This is a genomic window from Rhizobium sp. NZLR10, from assembly GCF_019685125.1.
GTDB lineage: Bacteria > Pseudomonadota > Alphaproteobacteria > Rhizobiales > Rhizobiaceae > Rhizobium.
The window spans coordinates 1-20,236 of sequence record NZ_JABDWE010000017.1; the positions used below are offsets into that span (position 1 = coordinate 1).

Annotated in this window: 18 protein-coding genes and 1 pseudogene; 9 read left to right on the top strand and 10 right to left on the bottom strand. The window is 61.7% G+C overall.

What is annotated here, in order from left to right; translation table 11 throughout:
* Positions 1–103, top strand: a pseudogene (locus HJB82_RS23100) (IS110 family transposase); the annotation flags it as partial.
* 168 nt (positions 104–271) lie between these two features.
* Here HJB82_RS23100 and sbmA read toward each other — a convergent pair.
* Together sbmA and HJB82_RS23110 are read right to left on the bottom strand one after the other, a co-directional pair.
* Positions 272–1,537 carry a peptide antibiotic transporter SbmA gene (gene sbmA / locus HJB82_RS23105; RefSeq protein ID WP_207581362.1) on the bottom strand — a complete coding sequence of 422 codons (1,266 nt, stop codon included), beginning with the start codon at positions 1,535–1,537 and terminating at the stop codon, positions 272–274.
* 217 nt (positions 1,538–1,754) lie between these two features.
* Positions 1,755–2,939, bottom strand: a complete 1,185-nt coding sequence (locus HJB82_RS23110) for a YbfB/YjiJ family MFS transporter (RefSeq protein ID WP_221141571.1) — start codon at positions 2,937–2,939, stop codon at positions 1,755–1,757.
* 167 nt (positions 2,940–3,106) lie between these two features.
* On the opposite strand from HJB82_RS23110, the gene HJB82_RS23115 reads away from it, so the two are divergent.
* Entirely contained in the window at positions 3,107–3,682 is a 576-nt protein-coding gene (locus HJB82_RS23115) for a PadR family transcriptional regulator (RefSeq protein ID WP_221141572.1), read from the top strand.
* Positions 3,683–3,753: 71 nt separating this feature from the next.
* Here the strand turns inward: HJB82_RS23115 and map are convergent, their stop codons facing one another.
* The 6 genes from map to glpK form a co-directional block, all read right to left on the bottom strand.
* A complete protein-coding gene (gene map, locus HJB82_RS23120; RefSeq protein ID WP_207581364.1) occupies positions 3,754–4,512 on the bottom strand; it encodes a type I methionyl aminopeptidase in 759 nt (252 codons plus the stop codon).
* Positions 4,513–4,551: 39 nt separating this feature from the next.
* A complete protein-coding gene (locus HJB82_RS23125; RefSeq protein WP_221141573.1) occupies positions 4,552–5,613 on the bottom strand; it encodes an LLM class flavin-dependent oxidoreductase in 1,062 nt (353 codons plus the stop codon).
* A gap of 246 nt (positions 5,614–5,859) precedes the next feature.
* Positions 5,860–6,327 carry an SRPBCC family protein gene (locus HJB82_RS23130; protein WP_221117664.1) on the bottom strand — a complete coding sequence of 156 codons (468 nt, stop codon included), beginning with the start codon at positions 6,325–6,327 and terminating at the stop codon, positions 5,860–5,862.
* 94 nt (positions 6,328–6,421) lie between these two features.
* Positions 6,422–7,681, bottom strand: coding sequence for an RNA polymerase sigma factor (locus HJB82_RS23135; protein WP_221141574.1), 1,260 nt, complete (start codon positions 7,679–7,681; stop codon positions 6,422–6,424).
* A complete protein-coding gene (locus HJB82_RS23140) occupies positions 7,678–8,052 on the bottom strand; it encodes a YciI family protein (RefSeq protein ID WP_207581368.1) in 375 nt (124 codons plus the stop codon). The genes HJB82_RS23135 and HJB82_RS23140 overlap by 4 nt, the downstream gene beginning before the upstream one ends.
* Before the next feature lie 159 nt (positions 8,053–8,211).
* The gene (glpK, locus tag HJB82_RS23145; protein WP_221141576.1) at positions 8,212–9,705 is read right to left on the bottom strand and encodes a glycerol kinase GlpK; all 1,494 of its coding nucleotides are present in this window, start codon (positions 9,703–9,705) and stop codon (positions 8,212–8,214) included.
* Between the two features lie 259 nt (positions 9,706–9,964).
* Between glpK and HJB82_RS23150 the strand changes: the two genes are divergently transcribed.
* From HJB82_RS23150 to xdhC, 4 genes are all read left to right on the top strand, one after another.
* The gene (locus HJB82_RS23150; protein ID WP_207581370.1) at positions 9,965–10,741 is read left to right on the top strand and encodes a 3-hydroxybutyrate dehydrogenase; all 777 of its coding nucleotides are present in this window, start codon (positions 9,965–9,967) and stop codon (positions 10,739–10,741) included.
* A 28-nt stretch (positions 10,742–10,769) separates the two neighbouring features.
* Positions 10,770–12,236 (top strand): xanthine dehydrogenase small subunit, encoded by a 1,467-nt coding sequence (gene xdhA / locus HJB82_RS23155; RefSeq protein ID WP_221117666.1) that lies wholly within the window; start codon positions 10,770–10,772, stop codon positions 12,234–12,236.
* Positions 12,237–12,339: 103 nt separating this feature from the next.
* Positions 12,340–14,679, top strand: a complete 2,340-nt coding sequence (gene xdhB / locus HJB82_RS23160; protein WP_207581372.1) for a xanthine dehydrogenase molybdopterin binding subunit — start codon at positions 12,340–12,342, stop codon at positions 14,677–14,679.
* Positions 14,680–14,937: 258 nt separating this feature from the next.
* Positions 14,938–15,753 carry a xanthine dehydrogenase accessory protein XdhC gene (xdhC, locus tag HJB82_RS23165; RefSeq protein WP_221141578.1) on the top strand — a complete coding sequence of 272 codons (816 nt, stop codon included), beginning with the start codon at positions 14,938–14,940 and terminating at the stop codon, positions 15,751–15,753.
* Here the strand turns inward: xdhC and HJB82_RS23170 are convergent.
* Entirely contained in the window at positions 15,729–15,932 is a 204-nt protein-coding gene (locus tag HJB82_RS23170) for a hypothetical protein (RefSeq protein WP_207581374.1), read from the bottom strand. The two genes, xdhC and HJB82_RS23170, sit on opposite strands and share 25 nt — an antisense overlap.
* A 101-nt stretch (positions 15,933–16,033) precedes the next feature.
* On the opposite strand from HJB82_RS23170, the gene HJB82_RS23175 reads away from it, so the two are divergent.
* Positions 16,034–16,930 carry a LysR substrate-binding domain-containing protein gene (locus HJB82_RS23175; protein WP_221141580.1) on the top strand — a complete coding sequence of 299 codons (897 nt, stop codon included), beginning with the start codon at positions 16,034–16,036 and terminating at the stop codon, positions 16,928–16,930.
* A 52-nt stretch (positions 16,931–16,982) separates the two neighbouring features.
* On the opposite strand, the gene HJB82_RS23180 is transcribed toward HJB82_RS23175, so the two are convergent.
* A complete protein-coding gene (locus HJB82_RS23180) occupies positions 16,983–17,315 on the bottom strand; it encodes a hypothetical protein (protein WP_085738009.1) in 333 nt (110 codons plus the stop codon).
* A 288-nt stretch (positions 17,316–17,603) separates the two neighbouring features.
* On the opposite strand from HJB82_RS23180, the gene puuD reads away from it, so the two are divergent.
* On the top strand, positions 17,604–18,842 hold the full coding sequence (gene puuD / locus HJB82_RS23185; protein ID WP_221132480.1) for a urate hydroxylase PuuD: 1,239 nt from the start codon (positions 17,604–17,606) through the stop codon (positions 18,840–18,842).
* The gene (gene guaD / locus HJB82_RS23190) at positions 18,839–20,149 is read left to right on the top strand and encodes a guanine deaminase (RefSeq protein WP_221141582.1); all 1,311 of its coding nucleotides are present in this window, start codon (positions 18,839–18,841) and stop codon (positions 20,147–20,149) included. The genes puuD and guaD overlap by 4 nt, the downstream gene beginning before the upstream one ends.
* Positions 20,150–20,236: the final 87 nt, after the last annotated feature.

Consider the following 20,236-nt stretch of genomic DNA (forward strand, 5'->3'; position numbering starts at 1 on the left):
GGCCGGCAAGCCCAAGATCGTCGCAACCGTCGCAACTATGCGCAAGCTGCTCACCATCCTCAATGCCATCATCAGGGACGGACGACCATGGCAAAACGCTTGACAAATAAGACAGTCGCTCTCCCCGAGGGGAGAAGAGACAAGCAGCGGCGCCTCGACTCCCTCTTCTCCCCGGCGGGGAGAAGAGGGCCCGCAGGGTCGGATGAGGGGCCGCACGGCATGCCGTCATCGAATGCCCACGTGCCCTTCCCCATCCAGGCAGCCCCACTCATCAACCGTCGGCGTGCACGACACCAGCATCACGCTCCAGATAACGCTGGTCGATATCCGGCAGCGGCTCATCGTCGATTGCTGCCTCGAAGGCCTTGAGGCGTTTGTGGATGGAGAGCAGTTCGATGATCGTTGTCCAGGAGTTGACGAGATACTGGAACGAGTTGCTGACCTGCCCGAAGGCGGTAGAGATCTGCTGGAAGATACCGTAGGTGATAGTGCCCGCCACGATCGTCGGCACCAGCATGAAGACCACGAAGAGTGCGTCGGCCTGGATATAGAAATAGCGGGCGACATTGAAATACATGTAGTGGAAATACATGCGGTAGTAGTTGCGGCGAACGTTGCCGAAGAGTTCGGTGACGGTCAGCGGCTGAGCCCGTTCCGCATGGTCCTCGCCATAGACCAGTTCTTTACGATAGGCCGCTTCGACGCGCTGGTTGCGGAAGTTCAGGCCCGGCAGCTTGACACCCGCGACCGCCAGCAAAACCGTTCCGAACGCCGACCAGAAGAGCGCCAGCCAGAAGAGCGAATTCGCCACCGGCCCAATGAACGGTAGTTCCGTCACATAATGCGACAGCGCCAGAAGGATCGGAAGGAATACCACGAGCGTCATCACCGAGTTGATGAGGCTGATGCCGAGACCTTCGAGCGTGCTCGAAAAGCGCATCGTGTCTTCCTGAACGCGCTGCGAGGCGCCTTCGATGTGCCGCAGCTTTTCCCACTTCGACATGTAGAAATTGTTCATCGCCGTGCGCCAGCGGAAGATATAGTGGCTGGTGAAAAAGTCGGTCATGATCGACACGAACATGCTGAGGAACGCGATCTGACAGAAGACCCACATTAAGCTATAAAAATTGTCGACGGAAATGCCTGGCTGCTTCGACAATGCGTTCTGCAGCAGGTCGCCGAATGGCCGGCGCCAATTGTTGATCACGACGCTGATCTGGACGCCGAAGTAGGTGACGAAAATAATCAGCGCCGAACCCCAGATCGACCACAGCTTCCAAGGGTGGTGCAGCGCCTTCAGATGCCATGCGCCGCAGAAGATCACCGCCGTAAGGAAGAAATAGCTGTAGAACCAGACATTTTCGGGCAGCAGGAAGAACGACAGGTCGATCGGCTGCTGTTCCTCGGCGACCGGCGCATAGCCGAGCGATGCACCGAGATTAGCGGCAAAGAGATACCAGCCGGCGATGGAAATCAGCGTCCAAACAACAAGCGAGGTAAAGAACGCCTTCGGCTGCGGAAAAAAGGAATGAAACACGGGGAGCTTTGCTTTCCTGAACTGTGAGTCTCGGGAGTGTCACGGAACACTGATTTTGCCGGAAACTAAGGCAGTTCGAAGGAAGCAGCAATGGGTTCGGCCCATTGTTACGGAGATGTAACGGGTTAGAGCAATTCCAGGAAAAGTGGGAAGCGGTTTTCCGTCCGGAATTGCGTAGAGACAAAATTATGGAGCAGTTCTGCGAAGCTGAATCGCTCTATGCGATTTTCTTGATCACCGGCATCACCAACGCTGCGCAGGCAACAAGGGCGATGGCGGCGATCACTGTTGGGGCGGTGAAATTGCCACTGCGCTCGGCGATCCAGCCGGCAACAACAGGCCCGACGATCTGGCCGACACCGAAGGCAGCCGTCATCATCGCCAGTATCCGCCGCGGGCTTTCCGGCGAAAGCTTGCGGCCGATCTGCAGCCCGTAAGCCGTGATCGCCAGGAAGGTCGCCCCGAACAGCGCACCGCCGACCAGCGGCGCGGCGGAATGCGGCAATGCCACAGTCGCAAGCACGCCGGCCGCCTCGATCAGAAGGGCTGCGACATAAACGCCGCCAAGCCCGAGCCGCCTGACAAGCGGCTTCCAGGCAAACAGCGCCACCGTCGACGTCAGCCCGGCGATGAACCAGCAAAGGAATTCGACCAAGGGTCCTGTCGCCGAAAGGCGCGCGATGGTGACGAGGAAGGTCGCGGTGATGACGTAGCCGAAGCCGAACAGGCCGTAGGACAACGTCAGCAGCACCATCGGTCGGCTCCAGACAAGCGCCGGCTCCTTGCCCGATTGCGCCGATTGCGCCGGGGCTGACGGCAGCAACAGGAAGACGACGACGAGGCTTGCCGCGCAATAGAGCGCTCCGCCGATCCAGTCGGCCCGCCAGCCGCCCGGCCCGTCGTGATAACCAAGGCCGATGAGAAACACCATGACCGAGGATAGTGCGATACCCGCCCCCGGCCCGCCGAAGTGCGCCGCCTGCACATGGTCATTACCGGCAGCAGCCCCGTGGCTGAGCACGATCGACGAGGTGAAGACCATCGCAAAGGCGCTGGCAAAGCCGGCGAGGAACCGGATGACAGCAAAGACCGCGACGGATTGGGTGGCGGCCATGGCCGCAAGCAGGATCGCGGTCGCCAGCAGCGACAAAAGCGCCACCAGTCGTTCGCGCCCCGCCGCCCAGCCATAGGCGGCAAGCACAGCGCCGACGAGATAACCGAGGAAATTCGCCGACGCGATGAAGCCTGCATCCGCAGCCGAAAGCGGCACGCCGCTGATCATGCCGGGCAGGATCGGCGTGTAGGAGAAGCGCCCGAAGCCCATGGCGGCGGCCATAGCGACGGCGCCGGCAGCGGCGGTGGAAACGAGGTTCGGCGGGGAGTGACGGATACGCTCGAGCATGCAGCGCTTATCGCGCCGCAGCATCTGCATCACAATCAAGTAATTCTGATCGATCGATCAATTTCCGGAAACATGAAAAATTCCTCGCTTCCCTTGAAAAAGACTATCTTACGATATATGTTTTACGACATAACCAACGATATATCTGCTGATGAAAGGAAAAAACCATGAGAGGTTTTAAAGGCGGCATGTTCGGCGAAGCTTTCCGCATGGGCCGCAAGTTCGCTGCCGGCGATCTGCAGCTCGTCATCCTGGCGCTGCTCGCTGAGCAACCGCGCCACGGTTATGAATTGATAAAGTTGCTGGAGGAGCGCTCTGGCGGCTTCTATGTACCGAGCCCCGGCGTCATTTATCCCGCGCTCACCTATCTTGAGGAAACCGGTCTTGCCGAGGTGGAGGCCGAGGGCACCAAGAAGCTCTATCGTATCACCGAGGCCGGCCGTCGCCGCGTCGAGGAAAACCGCGATATGATCCTGCACACGCTCGCCAAGCTTGAGCGCATCGGCGAAAAGATGGCCTATGTGAAGCGTGTGTTCGAAACCGACCGCCACGGCGCCGACGAGGGTGATGACGGCGATTTCATGCAGGACGGCGGCGATATTCGCGCTGCCCGCATGCTGCTGCGCTCGGCCCTGCGCATGCGTTATCCCTGGTCGAAACCCGAAGCCGCCCGCATCGCCGGCATATTGGAACGCGCCGCCACCGAAATCCTGCAGGTCGGCAAGCCGGAAACGCGCGGTTGAGGACGAGGTTGGTGCTCGGCCCGTCCGATGAATGCAAGGAGCAGCGTTGCGGCGTGCTTCGAGGCTGCGCCCTACGCCCGCCCATCCGGCAAGGTCAGCACCACCGGCCCGTTGCGCGTTGCAACCACCGTATGTTCATATTGCACCGTTGGCGCCTTTGGATCGGCATAGAGCGTCCACGCATCGTCGCCGCCTTCCGCCCATGTCGCGCCGAGCGACAGGAACGGTTCGACGGTGAAGACGAGACCTTCCGTCATCATGCGTTTTTCTGAAGGGTCCGGCCAGGTCGAGAGCTCGGCCGGCTCCTCGTGCAGCGAGCGGCCGACGCCATGGCTCGCCAGATTGGCGACCAGCGTGTAGCGGTTCTTCTGCGCGAACGCGCCGACGGCGGTGCCGATCTTTGCGAGCGGCTCGCCCGATTTCACCTGGTTGAGGCCGGCCCAGAGCGCCCGCTTGCCGTCGCGGCAGAGCCGCTCGATCTTTTGCTTGACGGGCGGCATCGCGAAGGAGGCACCGGTATCGGCGAAGAAGCCGTCCTTCTCAGCCGAAACGTCGATATTGATGAGGTCGCCGGCGCGGATGACGCGTGGGCCGGGAATGCCGTGGGCGATTTCCTCATTGATGCTGATGCAGGTGGCGCCGGGAAACTGGTAGCAGAACTCCGGCGCCGAGCGCGCGCCCGAATCCTCAAGCACCTTGCGGCCGATCCGGTCGAGTTCCAGCGTCGTCATGCCGGGCTCCATCGTCGCCGCCATCACCTGGATGGCGTTGGCGCAGATGCGGCCGATCTCCTTGAGCTTCGCCAGTTCGTCGTCGTTTGCGATAACCATTCGTCTATTCCGGCCTTGCGCAGAACGGCCACGGCCGCCTCACGCTGTGGCTTTCGCCCCTTCGCCGCTTTCAGTCAACGCCTTTCTGACGATCGGCGCGACTTTCGTCCCGTAGAGCTCGATGCCACGCATGATCTGCGCATGCGGCATCAGCCCGATCGCCATCTGCAGCAGGAAGCGGTCGTTCTTGAAGAGTGTATGATGGGCGATGATCTTTTCCGCGACCGCCTCGGCATCGCCGACGAAGAGCGCCCCGCTCGGCCCGCGCGACATGTCGAACTGCGCCCGGCTCGTTGCCCCCCAGCCGCGCTCGCGCCCGATGCGGTTCATCACTTCGGCCTGTGGCCCGTAAAACTGATCTGCCGCAGCCTCCGTCGTATCGGCGATGAAGCCGTGGACATTGATGCTGGTCTTCAGCTTCGCCTGGTCCTGCCCTGCCCGGCGCGCGGCCTCGCGATAGAGATCGAAGAGCGGCGCAAAACGGCGCGGCTCGCCGCCGATGATCGCCAGCGCCACCGGCAGGCCGAGCGCGCCCGCGCGCGCCACCGACTGCGGCGTGCCGCCGACCGCGACCCAGAGCGGCAGCGGATCCTGCAACGGCCTGGGATAGACGCCGCGCCCGTTAATCGCAGCGCGAAGCTCGCCCTTCCACTCCACCACTTCGCTATCGCGCAACGCCAGCAGCAGATCGAGCTTCTCTTCGAAAAGCTGGTCGTAGTCCTCGAGGTTGTAGCCGAATAGCGGGAAGGACTCGATGAAGGAGCCGCGCCCCGCCATGATCTCGGCCCGGCCGTTGGAAATCAGATCGAGCGTCGAAAACTGCTGGAAGACGCGCACGGAATCATCGGAAGAAAGCACGGTGACCGCACTTGTCAGCCGGATATTCCTCGTCCTGACGGCCGCCGCCGCCAGCACGACCGCGGGAGCCGACGCCGCGTAATCCGGCCGATGATGTTCGCCGAGTCCGAAGACGTCGAGCCCCACCTGATCGGCAAGCTCGACCTCCTCGATCAGATGCTTAAGCCGCTCGGCCCCTTCCGCGCCCTTGCTGCGGGACGGGTTGGGATTGACGTCGGCGAATGTATAAAGGCCCAGTTCCATTGTCGGCATCCTGTTGAATTCTGCCCGGAGATAAGGATCGCCGAGACGGAGCGCAAATACAAACTCTGGAACGGAATGTTCGAAAAATTCGATAGTGGCATGATGTCTTTGCCCTGCTTCGGCAGACATCAAGGGACAGAACCCACCCACAAATTCGAATCTGAATTCAACGACTTCGAAGCCACGGCGGAATCATTTTCCAAGCTGCTTCATGCCGCGCTTGAGTAGCGCCAACGCCCGCGCCGTTCACATCTTCGCCAACAGCTCCGCCAGTTGCTCAGCAGCCTTGCCCCATCCCTCGTGGAAGCCCATCTTCTCGTGCGTTTCCTTATCCTCGGCGCGCCAATGCAGCGCCTTCGCCGTATATTTCGTGCGCCCATTGCCGAGATCTTCGAGCAGGATGACGCCGGTGAAGAAAGGTTTCTCGGCAGGCACCCAGGCGCTGGTATAGGCATCGGTGAAGACGATCTTCTCGTTCTCGACGATCTCGAGATAGACGCCACGGTTCGGATACTGATTGCCCTCGGGATCTTGCATGACGATGACACTGGACCCGCCGGGGCGGACGTCGAGCGTCGCTTCCGCCACACCCCAGGGGCGCGGCACGAACCACTGTTTCATGAGATCGGGATCGGTCCATGCCTTGTAGATCTTCTCGCGCGGCGCGTCGAATTCGCGAACGAGGACGAGTTCATGTTGCGTGCTGGCGGTCATTCGGCATCTCTCCAATTGAATGAAACCTGCTTCCCAGGTTGTAGCAAGGACGTATCGAAGTTTGCCTTTCCGACAGCGTGCCGATTTTTCCTGATTATTTTGCGGTCGGCTGCGTCGCCTCTTCCTGCATCTTGTCGATCTGCCGGCGGATATGAGCCGCTTCAGCCGCCGAATGGGCAAGCGCAATGGCGCGGTCGAAGGCTTCGCGGGCCTGGCAGGTCAAGCCAAGCTGCTTCAGCAGCCCGCCGCGGAGGCCGTGATAGTAGAAATAGCCGCCGAGTTTTTCGCCAAGCGGATCGATGAGATCGAGCGCATCCTGCGGTCCGCGCAGTTTGGAAACCACGACAGCGCGATTGAGCGTCACGACAGGAGACGGCTGGAGACGCTCCAGCGCGCGGTAGAGCAGATCGATCTCCACCCAGTCGGTATCCCCGGCACGTTTTGCCCGGGAATGGATCGCGGCGATGGCCGCCTGTAGCTGATAGGGGCCGGGTTGGCGGTGTCGCAGCGCCTTGTCGAGCAGCGCCAAAGCCTCGTTGATGAGGGGCTGGTTCCAGCGCGCGCGGTCCTGATCTTCGAGCAGCACGATCTCGTCCTCGGCGCTGAAGCGCGCCGGGCGGCGCGAGATCTGCAGAAGCATCAGTGCAAGCAGCCCCATCAACTCCGGTTCGGACGGGAAGATATACAGCATCAGGCGTGCCAACCGGATCGCCTCGTCGCTGAAGGCCGCAGCCTCATGCTTCGGGTCGGCCTGGCTATAGCCCTCGTTGAAGATGAGATAGATCATCGTGCTGACGATCGACAGCCGTTCGGCCCTTTCCCCAGGGCTTGGCGTTTCGAAAGGCACGCCGGCCTTCGCCACCCGTGCCTTGGCCCGGGTGATGCGCTGCTCCATGGCGCTTTCCGACACCAGGAAGGCACGGGCGATCTGCGGCACCGAAAGCCCGGAGACGATGCGCAGCGCCAGCGCGATCTGCTGGGTCGCCGGCAGATCCGGATGGCAGCAGATGAACAGCAGCCGCAGGATATCGTCGCGATAGTGGGAATCGTCCAGTCGCTCGGCGATGTCGCTTTCGGCATCCTCGGTATCGGAGATGACGTCCTCATCCGGCAAGGCCTGGAGCTTCGTCCGCTTGCGCACCGCATCGATCCCGCTGTTTCGGCCGACGAAGATGAGCCAGGCCGCGGGATCACGCGGAGGCCCTTTTTCTGGCCATGTCCGGATCGCCCTCAGGCATGCCTCTTGAAACGCCTCTTCCGCAGTATCGAGATTGCGGAAATAGCGCAGCAGGGCGCCAAGGGCCTTCGGGCGGGCCGAGGCAAGTGCAAGGTCGATCCAGGCAATATCGGTCATGATGAAGCATCTCCCGGCCTGAAGACGTAGAATGGCCGAATTTCGTAAGAGGTGGAACCTGGATTGACCGACGAAAGCTGTTTCGAGAAGGCGATCGCCTCATCGAGCGTTTCGAAGTCGACCACGTAGAAGCCGAGAAGCGCCTCTTTCGTTTCTGCAAACGGGCCATCGATGACCAAAGCCTCGTCCTTGCCCTTGCGCACCGTCGTCGCCGCCGTCGTCGGCATCAGCCGGCCGACGGGGCCGAGCTTGCCGGCTGCGGCAAGCGGCTCCTGCACGGCATAGAGCTTCTCCATGACGGCAGCCTCCTCCTCCTTGGTCCAGGCAAAGACGGTTTCCTCATGGGCGTAACAAAGGATTGCATAAAGCATCGGGTCACTCCTCTTTCCGAATGACGAAGGAGTAACCGCTTAGCCGACAGGCCGCATCAAAATTATTGGGGGGAAATTCGTGATCTTGCAGAGCACGGCGATGCCGCAGCTGGGCATTCTGCCGGAGCGAACGAAGCTATATTGCGGCGCTGATTGCCCTCACCCTTCGCTCAGCGTTCGCTTGACCGCATTCTTCCAACCCTTGAGCTTTGCCGCCCGTACCTTCTCCTCCATGGCGGGTTCGAATCGCCGGTCCCGCTTCCACGTCGCCGAAAAGCCGTCTCTGTCCGGCCACACCCCTGCCCGGCTGCCGGCAAGCCACGCGGCACCCAGCGCCGTCGTCTCCAGGATCACCGGGCGGTCGACCGGGGCATCGAGCAGGTCGGCAAGACGCTGCATTGTCCAGTCGGAGGCGACCATGCCGCCGTCGACGCGCAGCACGGTGTCGTCGCCGCCGTTCTTCCAGTCCTTCTGCATGGCATCGAGCAGGTCGCGGGTCTGGTAACAGACCGCTTCGAGCGCTGCCCGCGAGAGTTCCGCCGGACCGCTGTTGCGCGTCAGTCCGAAGATCGCGCCACGCGCATTGGCATCCCAATGCGGCGCGCCAAGCCCGGTGAAGGCGGGCACGAGATAGACCTCCTGGGTCGGATCGGCTCGTTCGGCAAGCCCGTTGGTCTCGGCGGCGCTGCCGATGATGCGAAGCCCGTCACGCAGCCATTGCACCGCCGCGCCAGCGATGAAGATCGACCCCTCAAGCGCATAGGTCGTCTGGCCGTTCAGGCGATAGGCGATGGTGGTCAGCAGCCGGTTTTTCGAGCGCACCATATCGGCGCCGGTGTTAAGCAGCGCGAAACAGCCGGTGCCGTAGGTCGATTTCAGCATGCCCGGCTGAAAACACGCCTGGCCGATGGTGGCCGCCTGCTGGTCGCCGGCGACACCGAGGATAGGGATTGCAGCACCGAAGATCGCGGGATCGACCGTGCCGAAATCGGCGGCACAATCCTTGACCTCCGGCAGCATGGCGGCGGGCACCCTCAGAATATCGAGCAGATCCTCGTCCCACGCGTTTTCAGCAATGTTGAACATCAGCGTGCGCGAGGCGTTGGTGGCATCGGTGACGAAACTCTTGCCATTAGTCAGCCGCCAGATCAGGAAGGTGTCGATCGTGCCGAAGCAGAGGTCGCCCCTTGCAGCACGGGCCCGTGCGCCCTTCACATTGGCGAGCATCCAGGAAAGCTTGGTGCCGGAAAAATAGGGATCGAGGATCAGGCCGGTCTTCTTCGTGAAAAGCCGCTCCAGATCCTGTCGTTTCAGATTGTCGCAATAGCTTGCCGTGCGCCGGTCCTGCCAGACAATGGCATTCTGGATCGGCCGGCCAGTCTCGCGCTCCCAGACGACGACAGTCTCGCGCTGGTTGGTAATGCCGAGCGCCGAAATATCCTTGGCGGTAATCCCCGCATCGCGCAGTGCCATATTGACGGTGGAGACAACCGAATCCCAGATTTCCTCAGGATCGTGCTCGACCCAGCCGGAGCGCGGATAGATCTGGGTGAATTCCTTCTGGCCCTTGCCGGCGACATGCATGTCGGCATCGAAGACGATCGCCCGCGTCGATGTCGTTCCCTGATCGATCGCCAGTACAAATCCACCCATGAAAATCCCCCCGCTAAAGCAATTCCAGCAAAAGTGTGCAGCGGTTTTGCGTCCGGAATTGCGTGAAAAAAGAGATAGAGCATTTCCGTGATTCGAAGAAAAACGGAAATGCTCCGGCATATGATTATCGTGACAAATCAATAGGACACGGATGCGGGCGAGAAAAGCGAATAAAGCGGAATTGCCAGCCCGCCGGCTTTGGGCATAACCTCGCCACTAACGTTGCAACGCAGCATCGCGCCTTTCACGGGAGAACAGCATGAGCAGAACAGTCGTCGTCACCGGGTCCACCAGCGGCATCGGCCTTGCGATCGCCACTGCATTCGCCGACACGGGCGACAACGTCGTCATCAACGGTTTCGGAAAGACTGATGAAATCAAGGCGATCGTCGAGCGGCTTGAATCATTGTCTAAAGGCCGGGCGCTCTATCATCCGGCCGACATGACCAAGCCCGCCGAGATCGCCGACCTGATTGAAACGGCGGCGAAGTCCTTCGGCACCGTCGATATCCTCGTCAACAATGCCGGCATTCAGCATGTTGAGAAGATCGAGGATTTCCCGATCGACAAATGGGACCAGATCATCGCCATCAACCTGTCGAGTTCCTTTCACACCATGCGCGCCGCCATCCCGCTGATGAAGGCGAAAAAACACGGCCGCATCATCAACATCGCCTCGGCCCACGGCCTGGTCGCCTCTCCCTTCAAATCCGCCTATGTCGCGGCAAAACATGGTATATTGGGCCTCACCAAAACCGCGGCACTGGAGCTTGCCGAATTCGGCGTGACGGTGAACGCCATCTGCCCCGGTTACGTGCTGACGCCGCTCGTCGAAAAGCAGATACCGGATACCGCCAAGGCCCGCGGCATGACCGAGGAACAGGTGAAGAGCGAGGTCATCCTCAAGGCGCAGCCGACCCGTGAATTCGTCAAGGCCGAGGAAATCGGTGCGCTGTCGCTTTACCTCGCCAGCGACGCCGCCCGCCAAGTGACCGGAACGCACATCTCGATTGACGGTGGCTGGACGGCGGCTTAACCATTTGGAAAAAACAACCGGGAATATCATGAACGACAGCATCCGCTTCATCCTGAATGGCCAGGACATCGCACTCACCGATGTCGGGCCGACCGAGACGCTTCTCGATTTTCTGCGGGTGAGGCAACGGCTGACGGGCACCAAGGAAGGATGCGCCGAAGGCGATTGCGGCGCCTGCACCGTGCTCGTCGGGCGGCTCGCCGACGGCAAGCTCGCCTATGAATCGGTCAATGCCTGCATCCGTTTCTTAGGTTCGCTGCATGCCACACACGTGGTGACGGTCGAGCATCTGGCCGGCCGGGACGGCGCACTGCACCCGGTGCAGCAGGCGCTGGTCGACTGCCACGGCTCGCAATGCGGCTTCTGCACCCCGGGCTTTGTCATGTCGCTCTATGGTCTGTGGTTGACGAAGGAAAAGCCTGGCCGCCAGGAAATCGAAAAGGCCTTGCAAGGCAATCTCTGTCGCTGCACCGGCTACGAGCCGATCGTCAAGGCTGCCGAGCAGGTGAGCCTGATGCGGCCGAGCGCGCTCTTCGACCCGCTGGAGCGGACACGTTCGGAAATCGTCGCGCGGCTCTGGGCCATGCAGGCGAGCGGCACCATCAGGATTACCAGTGGCGAAGACCGGCTGATCGTGCCTGCTTCCATCCAGGCGCTGGCCGAAGTCCTCTCGCAGGAGCCCGACGCGATCGTCGTCGCCGGCGCGACCGATGTCGGCCTCTGGGTGACGAAGCAGATGCGACGGCTGAACCCGGTCGTCTTCATCAATCATCTGAGCGAATTGCAGTCGGTCACGGAAGGCGAGGACGGCGTCACCATCGGCGCCGGCGTTAGCTACAGCAGGGCCTTCGCGGCGATTTCCAAGAAAATCCCGGCGCTTGGGCGGCTGATCGACCGCATCGGCGGCGAGCAGGTGCGCAACATGGGGACGATCGGCGGCAATATCGCCAACGGCTCGCCGATCGGTGACAGCCCGCCGCCGCTGATCGCGCTCGGCGCGACGCTGACGCTGCGGTCGCTGCAAGGCCAGCGCAGAATGCCGCTCGAGGATTTCTTCATCGGCTATGGCAAACAGGACCGCGAGCCGGGCGAATTCGTCGAGAGCATCTTCGTGCCCTATCCCGCCGATACGAGCCATTTTGCTGCCTACAAGATCACCAAGCGCCGCGACGAGGATATCACCGCCGTGCTCGGCGCCTTCTTGCTGACGCTCGACGAGGCCGAGATGATCACCGAGATCCGCATCGCCTTCGGCGGCATGGCGGCAACACCGAAACGCGCCAGCACGGTCGAGGCCGCGCTGATCGGTAAACCCTGGACCGAGGCGACCATCGAGGCCGCCCGCCCCGCCTTCGACACCGACTACCAACCGTTGACCGACTGGCGCGCCACGGCAGAATACCGCCAGCTGACGGCAAAGAACCTGCTGACGCGGTTCTACCTGGAAACGGTGGGCGCGCCGGCTGAGCTGAAGCGGTTCGAGGAGGTGGCGTGATGGATACACTGATTAGCACGCCCGGAATGCAAGCTTTGATGGGAACAGCCGCGATCTCCTCCCCTCCCTCATTCCGTGTGGCTACGCTTGGAGGGCTGATCTAATGGATAAGTCCACCTTCGAAGATCGCAAGGTCATCATTTCAGGCCCGATGCACGGCTCGCTGCGGCATGATTCGGCACATAAGCATGTCACCGGAACCGCCGATTATATCGACGATATCCCCGAACCCGCCGGCCTGCTGCACGGCGCCCTCGGCCTCTCGGACCGGGCGCATGCCGAAATCGCCGGCATTGATCTGTCCGCGGTCGCCGCCTATCCCGGCGTCGTCTGGGTCCTCACCGGCAAGGACGTGCCAGGCGTCAACGACGTCAGCTCCAACGGCAGCCATGACGAGCCGCTGCTCGCCGAAACCAAGGTCGAATTTCACGGCCAGCCGATCTTTGCCGTCATCGCCGAAACGCGCGAAGCTGCCCGCCGGGCCGCACGGCTGGCGAAGATAGACTATCGCGACCTGCCGCACTGGAGCGATATCGACGGCGCGCTCGCCAACGGCAGCCCGCTGGTCATCACCCCGATGACGCTCCAGCGCGGCGAGCCTGAAGTGGAAATGCCGAATGCCCCCATGCGGCTGAAGGGCCGGATGCGCATCGGCGGCCAGGAGCATTTCTACCTCGAAGGCCATATTGCCATGGCCATCCCCGGCGAAGATGATGAGGTCACCGTCTGGTCATCGACGCAGCATCCGAGCGAGATCCAGCACATCGTCGGCCACGTGCTCGATATCCCTTCCAACGCCGTAACCGTCAACGTCCGCCGCATGGGCGGCGGCTTCGGCGGCAAGGAGACGCAGGGCAATCAGTTCGCAGCGCTCGCGGCGATCGCCGCCAAGAAGCTCGGCCGCGCCATCAAATTCCGCCCCGACCGCGACGAGGACATGAGCGCCACCGGCAAGCGCCACGATTTCCTCGTCGATTATGAGGTGGGCTTCGATGCCGAAGGCCGCATCCATGCGGTTGACGCCACTTACGCGGCGCGCTGTGGTTTCTCCTCGGATCTCTCGGGACCGGTGACCGACCGCGCCCTCTTCCATGCCGATTCCAGCTATTTCTATCCGCATGTGCATCTCCAGTCGAAACCGCTGAAAACCCACACCGTCTCCAACACCGCCTTCCGCGGCTTCGGCGGACCGCAGGGCATGCTCGGCGCCGAGCGCTTCATCGAGGAGATCGCCTATGCCCTCGGCAAGGATCCGCTCGATATCCGCAAGCTGAATTTCTACGGCCAGCCGGGCTCCGGCCGCACGCTCACGCCCTACCATCAGGAGGTCGAGGACAATATCATCGCCCGCATCGTTGAGGAGCTGGAGGAAACGGCCGAATACCGGGCGCGCCGCAACGCCATCATCGCCTTCAACCGCGACAGCCGTTACATCAGAAAGGGCATCGCGCTGACGCCGGTCAAATTCGGCATCTCCTTCACCATGACCGCCTTCAACCAGGCCGGCGCCCTCGTCCATATCTATCAGGACGGCTCGATCCACTTGAACCATGGCGGCACCGAAATGGGCCAGGGCCTCTATACCAAGGTGGCGCAGGTGCTGGCCGACAGCTTCCAGGTCGACATCGACCGGGTGAAAATCACCGCGACGACGACGGCCAAGGTGCCGAACACCTCCGCCACCGCCGCCTCCTCCGGCTCGGACCTCAATGGCATGGCGGCCTTCGACGCCGCCCGTCAGATCAAGGAACGGCTGGTGGCGTTTGCCGCCGAGAAATGGGATGTTGGCCCCGCCGACGTCGTCTTCCTGCCGAACCGCGTGCGCGTCGGCGAAATCGAGATCCCCTTCCCCGATTTCATCAAGCAGGCCTATTTCGCCCGCGTCCAACTTTCCGCCGCCGGCTTCTACAAGACGCCGAAGATTCACTGGGACCGCAAGGCCGGCCGCGGCACGCCCTTTTATTATTTCGCTTACGGCGCCTCCTGCACCGAAGTCTCGATCGACACGCTGACCGGCGAATACCTGATCGACCGCACCGACATCCTCCACGATGTCGGCCGCTCACTGAACCCCGCAATCGACATGGGCCAGGTCGAGGGCGCCTTCGTGCAGGGCCTGGGCTGGCTGACGACGGAAGAGCTCTGGTGGGACGACAAGGGCCGCCTGCGCACCCATGCTCCCTCGACCTACAAGATCCCGCTCGCCTCCGACCGGCCGAAGATCTTCAACGTCCGCCTCGCCGAATGGTCGGAGAACACTGAGGCCACCATCGGCCGCTCCAAGGCCGTCGGCGAACCACCCTTCATGCTGGCGATCTCTGTGCTGGAAGCGCTGTCGATGGCGGTCGCAAGTGTGGCGAATTACAAGGTCTGCCCAAGACTCGACGCCCCGGCGACGCCAGAGCGGGTGCTGATGGCGGTGGAGCGGATGAAGCGGGTGTAGGATGAGTCCGGCTGGTTTGTTGTTTAAACAGGACGGACGGAGTCAATGTTACCCCCCTCTGTCCTGCCGGACATCTCCCCCACAAGGGGGGAGATCGGTAAAAGGTTGGAGCATCGCTCCCCATCTGCCCCGTTGGAGTAGCAGCGCTTTAGTTGTTTGGCGAAGCCGTCAACCCCATCCAATCTCCCCCCTTGTGGGGGAGATGTCCGGCAGGACAGAGGGGGGTAACACAGCCACTTACCTATCGGCCATCTCCCTATGACCGACCTCCCCACATTCCTCGCCGCCCATCCCGACAGCATCCTCATCGACATCACCGGCACACAAGGCTCCACCCCGCGTGAGGCCGGCGCCTTCATGCTCGTCTCGCAAACAGCTCTATGGGGCACGATCGGCGGCGGGCAGTTCGAGTTCATGGCGATCGCGAATGCGCGGGAGATGCTGGCTGGCTCGGGCGGAAAGGCCATCATGGATATCCCGCTCGGCCCCGAGATCGGCCAATGCTGCGGCGGCCGCACGCAGTTGCGGTTTCGCAGACTGACGCAGGCGGTGAAAGGTGAGTTGGAGGCAAAACTTTTGGGCGAGATCGAGCGTCTACCCGAAGTCTATCTCTTCGGTGCCGGCCATGTCGGCCGGGCGCTGGCCGCAGCCCTTGCGCCATTGCCGTTCTCGGTCACCGTCGTCGAAACGCGGCAGGAGGAACTCGCCAACCTGCCTGCTCGGACGAAGACCCGCCTCGTCCCGATGCCGGAAGCACTGGTGAACGAGATTGCGGCTGGCGGCGCGGCCGTCATCCTGACGCATGATCATGCGCTCGACTTTCTCATCGCCCGCGAAGCGCTGGCAAGGAGCGACCTTGCCTATACCGGCATGATCGGCTCGGCGACCAAGCGCGCCACTTTCGCAGGCTGGCTTTCCCGTGAAGGCGGCGGGGAGCGCGACTGGATCGAGCGGCTGACGCTGCCGATCGGCGGCGCCGTGGTTAGGGACAAACGACCCGAAGTGATCGCCGCCATGACCGCCGCCGAGATCCTGACGGCGCTTGGCGCCTACCGCATACGCTCGTCCTCGTAGTAGGGATCGCGTCCGTCGAGGAAACCGAGGTCGCGTTTGACGCGGTCTGGCGTGGCGGAAAGATCCAGCCGGGGCAGACGGCGGAAACGGTCGGCACCACCCGCCAACCAGTCGGCAAGGCGCCGGAAAATCTGGATTCTCTGCTGCGGCCGGCGCTCTTCGATAGCATGGCAGTCCATGGCATCACCTCGGTGGATTGATGGTATGAGTTGCAGTTTGCCGCCGAAAATGCTGCAATTCCAATCGAACAACCGTCTGCCTGCATCAAGAGAACTTATCCATGAAGCTTTCGAAGCAATTTCCGTTGAATGCGCTGCGCGTCTTCGAGGCCGCGGCCCGGCTCGGGAGTTTCACCAAGGCGGGCGACGAGCTCGGCATGACGCAGACAGCCGTCAGCTACCAGATCAAGTTGCTGGAGGAGAATGTCGGCGAGCCGCTCTTCCTGCGCCGCCCCCGTCAGATCGCGCTGACGGAAACCGGCGAGCGGCTGGCGCCGAAGGTGACCGAGGCCTTCGCCATACTGCACGACGCGATGGCGACGGCACGCGACAGCGTCGAAGGCACGCTGGCCATCAGCTCAACCCACACTTTCGCCTCGAAATGGCTGGCGCCGCGCCTCGGCTCTTTCCACTTGAAACATCCGGCGATCGCGGTGCGCTTTCAGGCGAGCCCGGATATCATCGATTTCGCCCGTGAGCAGATCGATATCGGCATCCGCTGGGGCGACGGCAACTGGCCGGGGCTGACGCTGCACCGGCTGATGGGGCTGGAGTTCACGCCGATGCTGAGCCCGAAGCTGGCGGAATCGGCAGGCGGCATCAAGGAGCCGCGTGATCTGTTGAAGCTCGATCTCTTCGACGCCGGCGACATCTGGTGGAAACAATGGTTCGAGGCAGCCGGCATCACCGAGACGGACCTCGATCGCCGCCCGCGCAACCAGCTCGGCTCCCAGGCGGTGGAAGCCGATGCGGCGATCGCCGGCCACGGTGTCGCCATCCTCCATCCGGCCTTTTATGCAGCCGAGATCGCGCTCGGCCGGCTCTATCAGCCATTCGAACTGACCCGCAGCGACGGCAAGGCCTACTGGCTCGTCTACCCCGAAAACCGCCGCAACGTGCCGAAGATCAAGGCCTTCCGCAACTGGATCCTTGAGGAAATGAAGGCGGCCGGGAATTAGTTCATCGGGTGTCCGGGCTTGGTTCCGACCTGTCCGATCTGTTAGTCCGGCTTCAATATCCCATCTCCGGCGCATAGAAACAGCGCGGCGTATCCTCGTTTGGAAACAGACAGAGATGATAGTCGTTGTCACCCGATTGCATCGCCTTCGTCATCGGCAGCAGAAAGACGTGAGCATGCGTGACCAGCCGGTGGTCGCCCGGCAGCAGCGTCACTCGATATCCGCCCGGCGTCACCGCCACGCTTTTCGAAGGGATCATCTGGCAATCGCCATTATGACTGTCGCCGTTGCAACAATAGGGGTCATAACTCCACCCCGTAGGTGCGTCGTGAGCCGTCGCCAGCGACGCATACGCAATCATCACACACGTCAGAATGCTGCGCATGGGCATCTTCTCCGTCGATGAATGCGCCGCCGATGATCTAACGGTCCTTATTTTATTCCGGCGGCCTGCAAATAACTGTAATCGAACCATCGTAGTTTCAAGGTCCGCTGAATTAGCGTATTCCGTATTAGAGACAGATAATGCACAGCCTTCTCGGCAGCTTTTAGGCACGCGACCGCAGATCTGCGATGCGACTGCGGTCGACGGCTTCGGCAAAACCGAATCTCCTCTTCCCTCCCCGCCAAAATTTCAGCAATGTCACGAGTCGGAGGAAGACAGGGGAACTCGATGTATGAATATGCCATAGCATGGGAATGGCTCGCCTTTGCGGCGCGCTGGTTCCATGTCGTCACTGCGATCGCCTGGATCGGATCGTCCTTCTATTTCATCGCGCTCGATCTCGGGCTGGTGAAACGCCCGCACCTGCCGCCCGGCGCCTACGGCGAGGAATGGCAGGTCCATGGCGGCGGCTTTTATCATATCCAGAAATATCTGGTGGCGCCCGCCCAGATGCCGGAGCACCTGACCTGGTTCAAATACGAAAGCTATTTTACCTGGATTTCCGGCTTCCTGATGCTGTGTATCGTCTATTATGGTGGCGCCGACCTCTTTCTCATCGATCGCCATGTGCTCGATATCAGCCCACTCGTCGCGATCCTGATCTCGCTGGCGTCGCTCGCCTTCGGCTGGATCGTCTACGACCTGCTCTGCAAATCGCCACTCGGGAAGAATACCTGGGGATTGATGGCGGTGCTCTATGTCGTGCTGGTCGTCATGGCGTGGGGCTATACGCAGCTTTTCACCGGCCGCGCCGCCTTCCTTCATCTCGGCGCCTTTACCGCGACGATCATGTCGGCCAACGTCTTCATGATCATCATCCCGAACCAGAAGATCGTCGTCGCCGATCTCATCGCCGGGCGGACGCCCGATCCCAAATACGGACAGATCGCCAAGCAGCGTTCGCTGCACAACAACTACCTGACCCTGCCGGTCATCTTCTTCATGCTGTCGAACCACTATCCGCTGGCCTTCGGAACGCAATTCAACTGGGTGATCGCGGCCTTGGTGTTCCTGATGGGCGTCACCATCCGCCATTGGTTCAACACCACGCATGCCAGGAAGGGCCGGCCGACCTGGACTTGGATCGTCACCGTCATCCTTTTCATCCTGATCATGTGGCTTTCCACAGTGCCGAAACTGCTGACCGGCAAAACGGATGCGGCAGCCGTAGCACCGGCCTTCCAGCAATTCGCCGGTGATCCGCATTTCCCCGCCGTCAAGCAGCTGGTTTCGACGCGCTGCTCGATGTGCCACGCGGCCGAGCCCGTCTATGAGGGCATCGTCCGGCCGCCAAAGGGTGTGGTGCTCGAAAACGACGCAGAAATCGCCGCCCATGCCCGCGAAATCTATATACAGGCGGGCCGCAGCCATGCCATGCCGCCCGGCAACATCACCGACGTCACGCCGGACGAACGCAAGCTGCTCGTCGCCTGGTTCGAGAGCGCAGTCGAAGGCAAGAAACAATGACGACGACACTCCTGCGCGGCCGCCTGCTTTCCTTCCATCGTGCGCCGCTAAGCCTCGCCGACAGCCAAAGCTATCGCTACGAGGAGGACGGCGGCCTGCTGATCGAAGACGGGCTGATCGCTGCGGTCGGCTCCTATGCCGACGTCAAGGCAAAAGCAGCCGAGGGCACGGCCGAGATCGACCACCGCCCGCATCTGATCCTGCCCGGCTTCATCGACATGCACCTGCATTTTCCACAGATGCAGGTGATCGCCTCATATGCCGCCAACCTGCTCGAATGGTTGAACACCTATACCTTCCCTGAGGAATGCCGCTTCGTCGAAAGCGCGCATGCTGAAAGGATCGCCACGCATTTCTACGACGAGCTGATCCGCCATGGCACGACGACGGCGGTCGCCTATTGCTCCGTGCACAAGACCTCGGCCGACGCCTTCTTCGCCGAGGCGATGAAGCGCAATATGCGCATGGTCGGCGGCAAGGTGATGATGGACCGCAATGCCCCCCAGGGCCTGCTTGATACGCCCGAGATGGGCTATGACGAGACCCGCCAGGTAATATCGGACTGGCACGGCAAGGGCCGCAACCACGTCGCCATCACCCCGCGCTTCGCCATCACCTCGACGCCGGCGCAGATGGAAGCGACCTCAGCCCTTGCCCGCGAATTTCCCGACCTGCACATCCAGACGCATCTTTCGGAGAACCACGACGAGATCAAATTCACCTGCGAACTCTATCCCGATGCGATCGACTATACCGACATCTACGCCCATTACGGGCTGCTCGGGCCGAAAAGCCTCTTCGGCCATGCCATTCACCTGTCCGAGCGCGAAGCCGATGTCATGAGCGAAGCGGGGGCCGTTGCCGTCCACTGCCCGACCTCGAACCTCTTCCTAGGCTCCGGCCTGTTTCCCCTCAAGGCGCTTGTCCGGCGGGAAAAGCCGGTCCGCATCGGCGTCGCGACCGATATCGGCGGCGGCTCCAGCTATTCGATGCTGAAGACGATGGACGAGGCCTACAAGATCCAGCAACTGCTCGGCGAACGGCTGAACCCGCTCGAAAGTTACTACCTGATGACCCGCGGCAATGCCGAAGCCCTGTCCCTAACCGACAGGATCGGCACGCTGGAACCCGGCACCGAAGCCGATCTCGTCGTGCTCGATGCGGCGGCAACACCGGCGATGGCGCTGAAGTTGGAGGTGGTAAAGACACTGCCCGAGGAACTCTTCCTGCTGCAGACGATGGGCGACGACCGGGCGATTGCCGAGACCTATGTTGCAGGTGTCGCCTTGAAGGCGGCGCTTCGCTGACACGCCCATTGCCCCGTGCGAAGCTGCCTCACCCGCCCATTTCCCGCAATACTGCTGCGAAACCATGTTACCACCGACAGCTGGAAT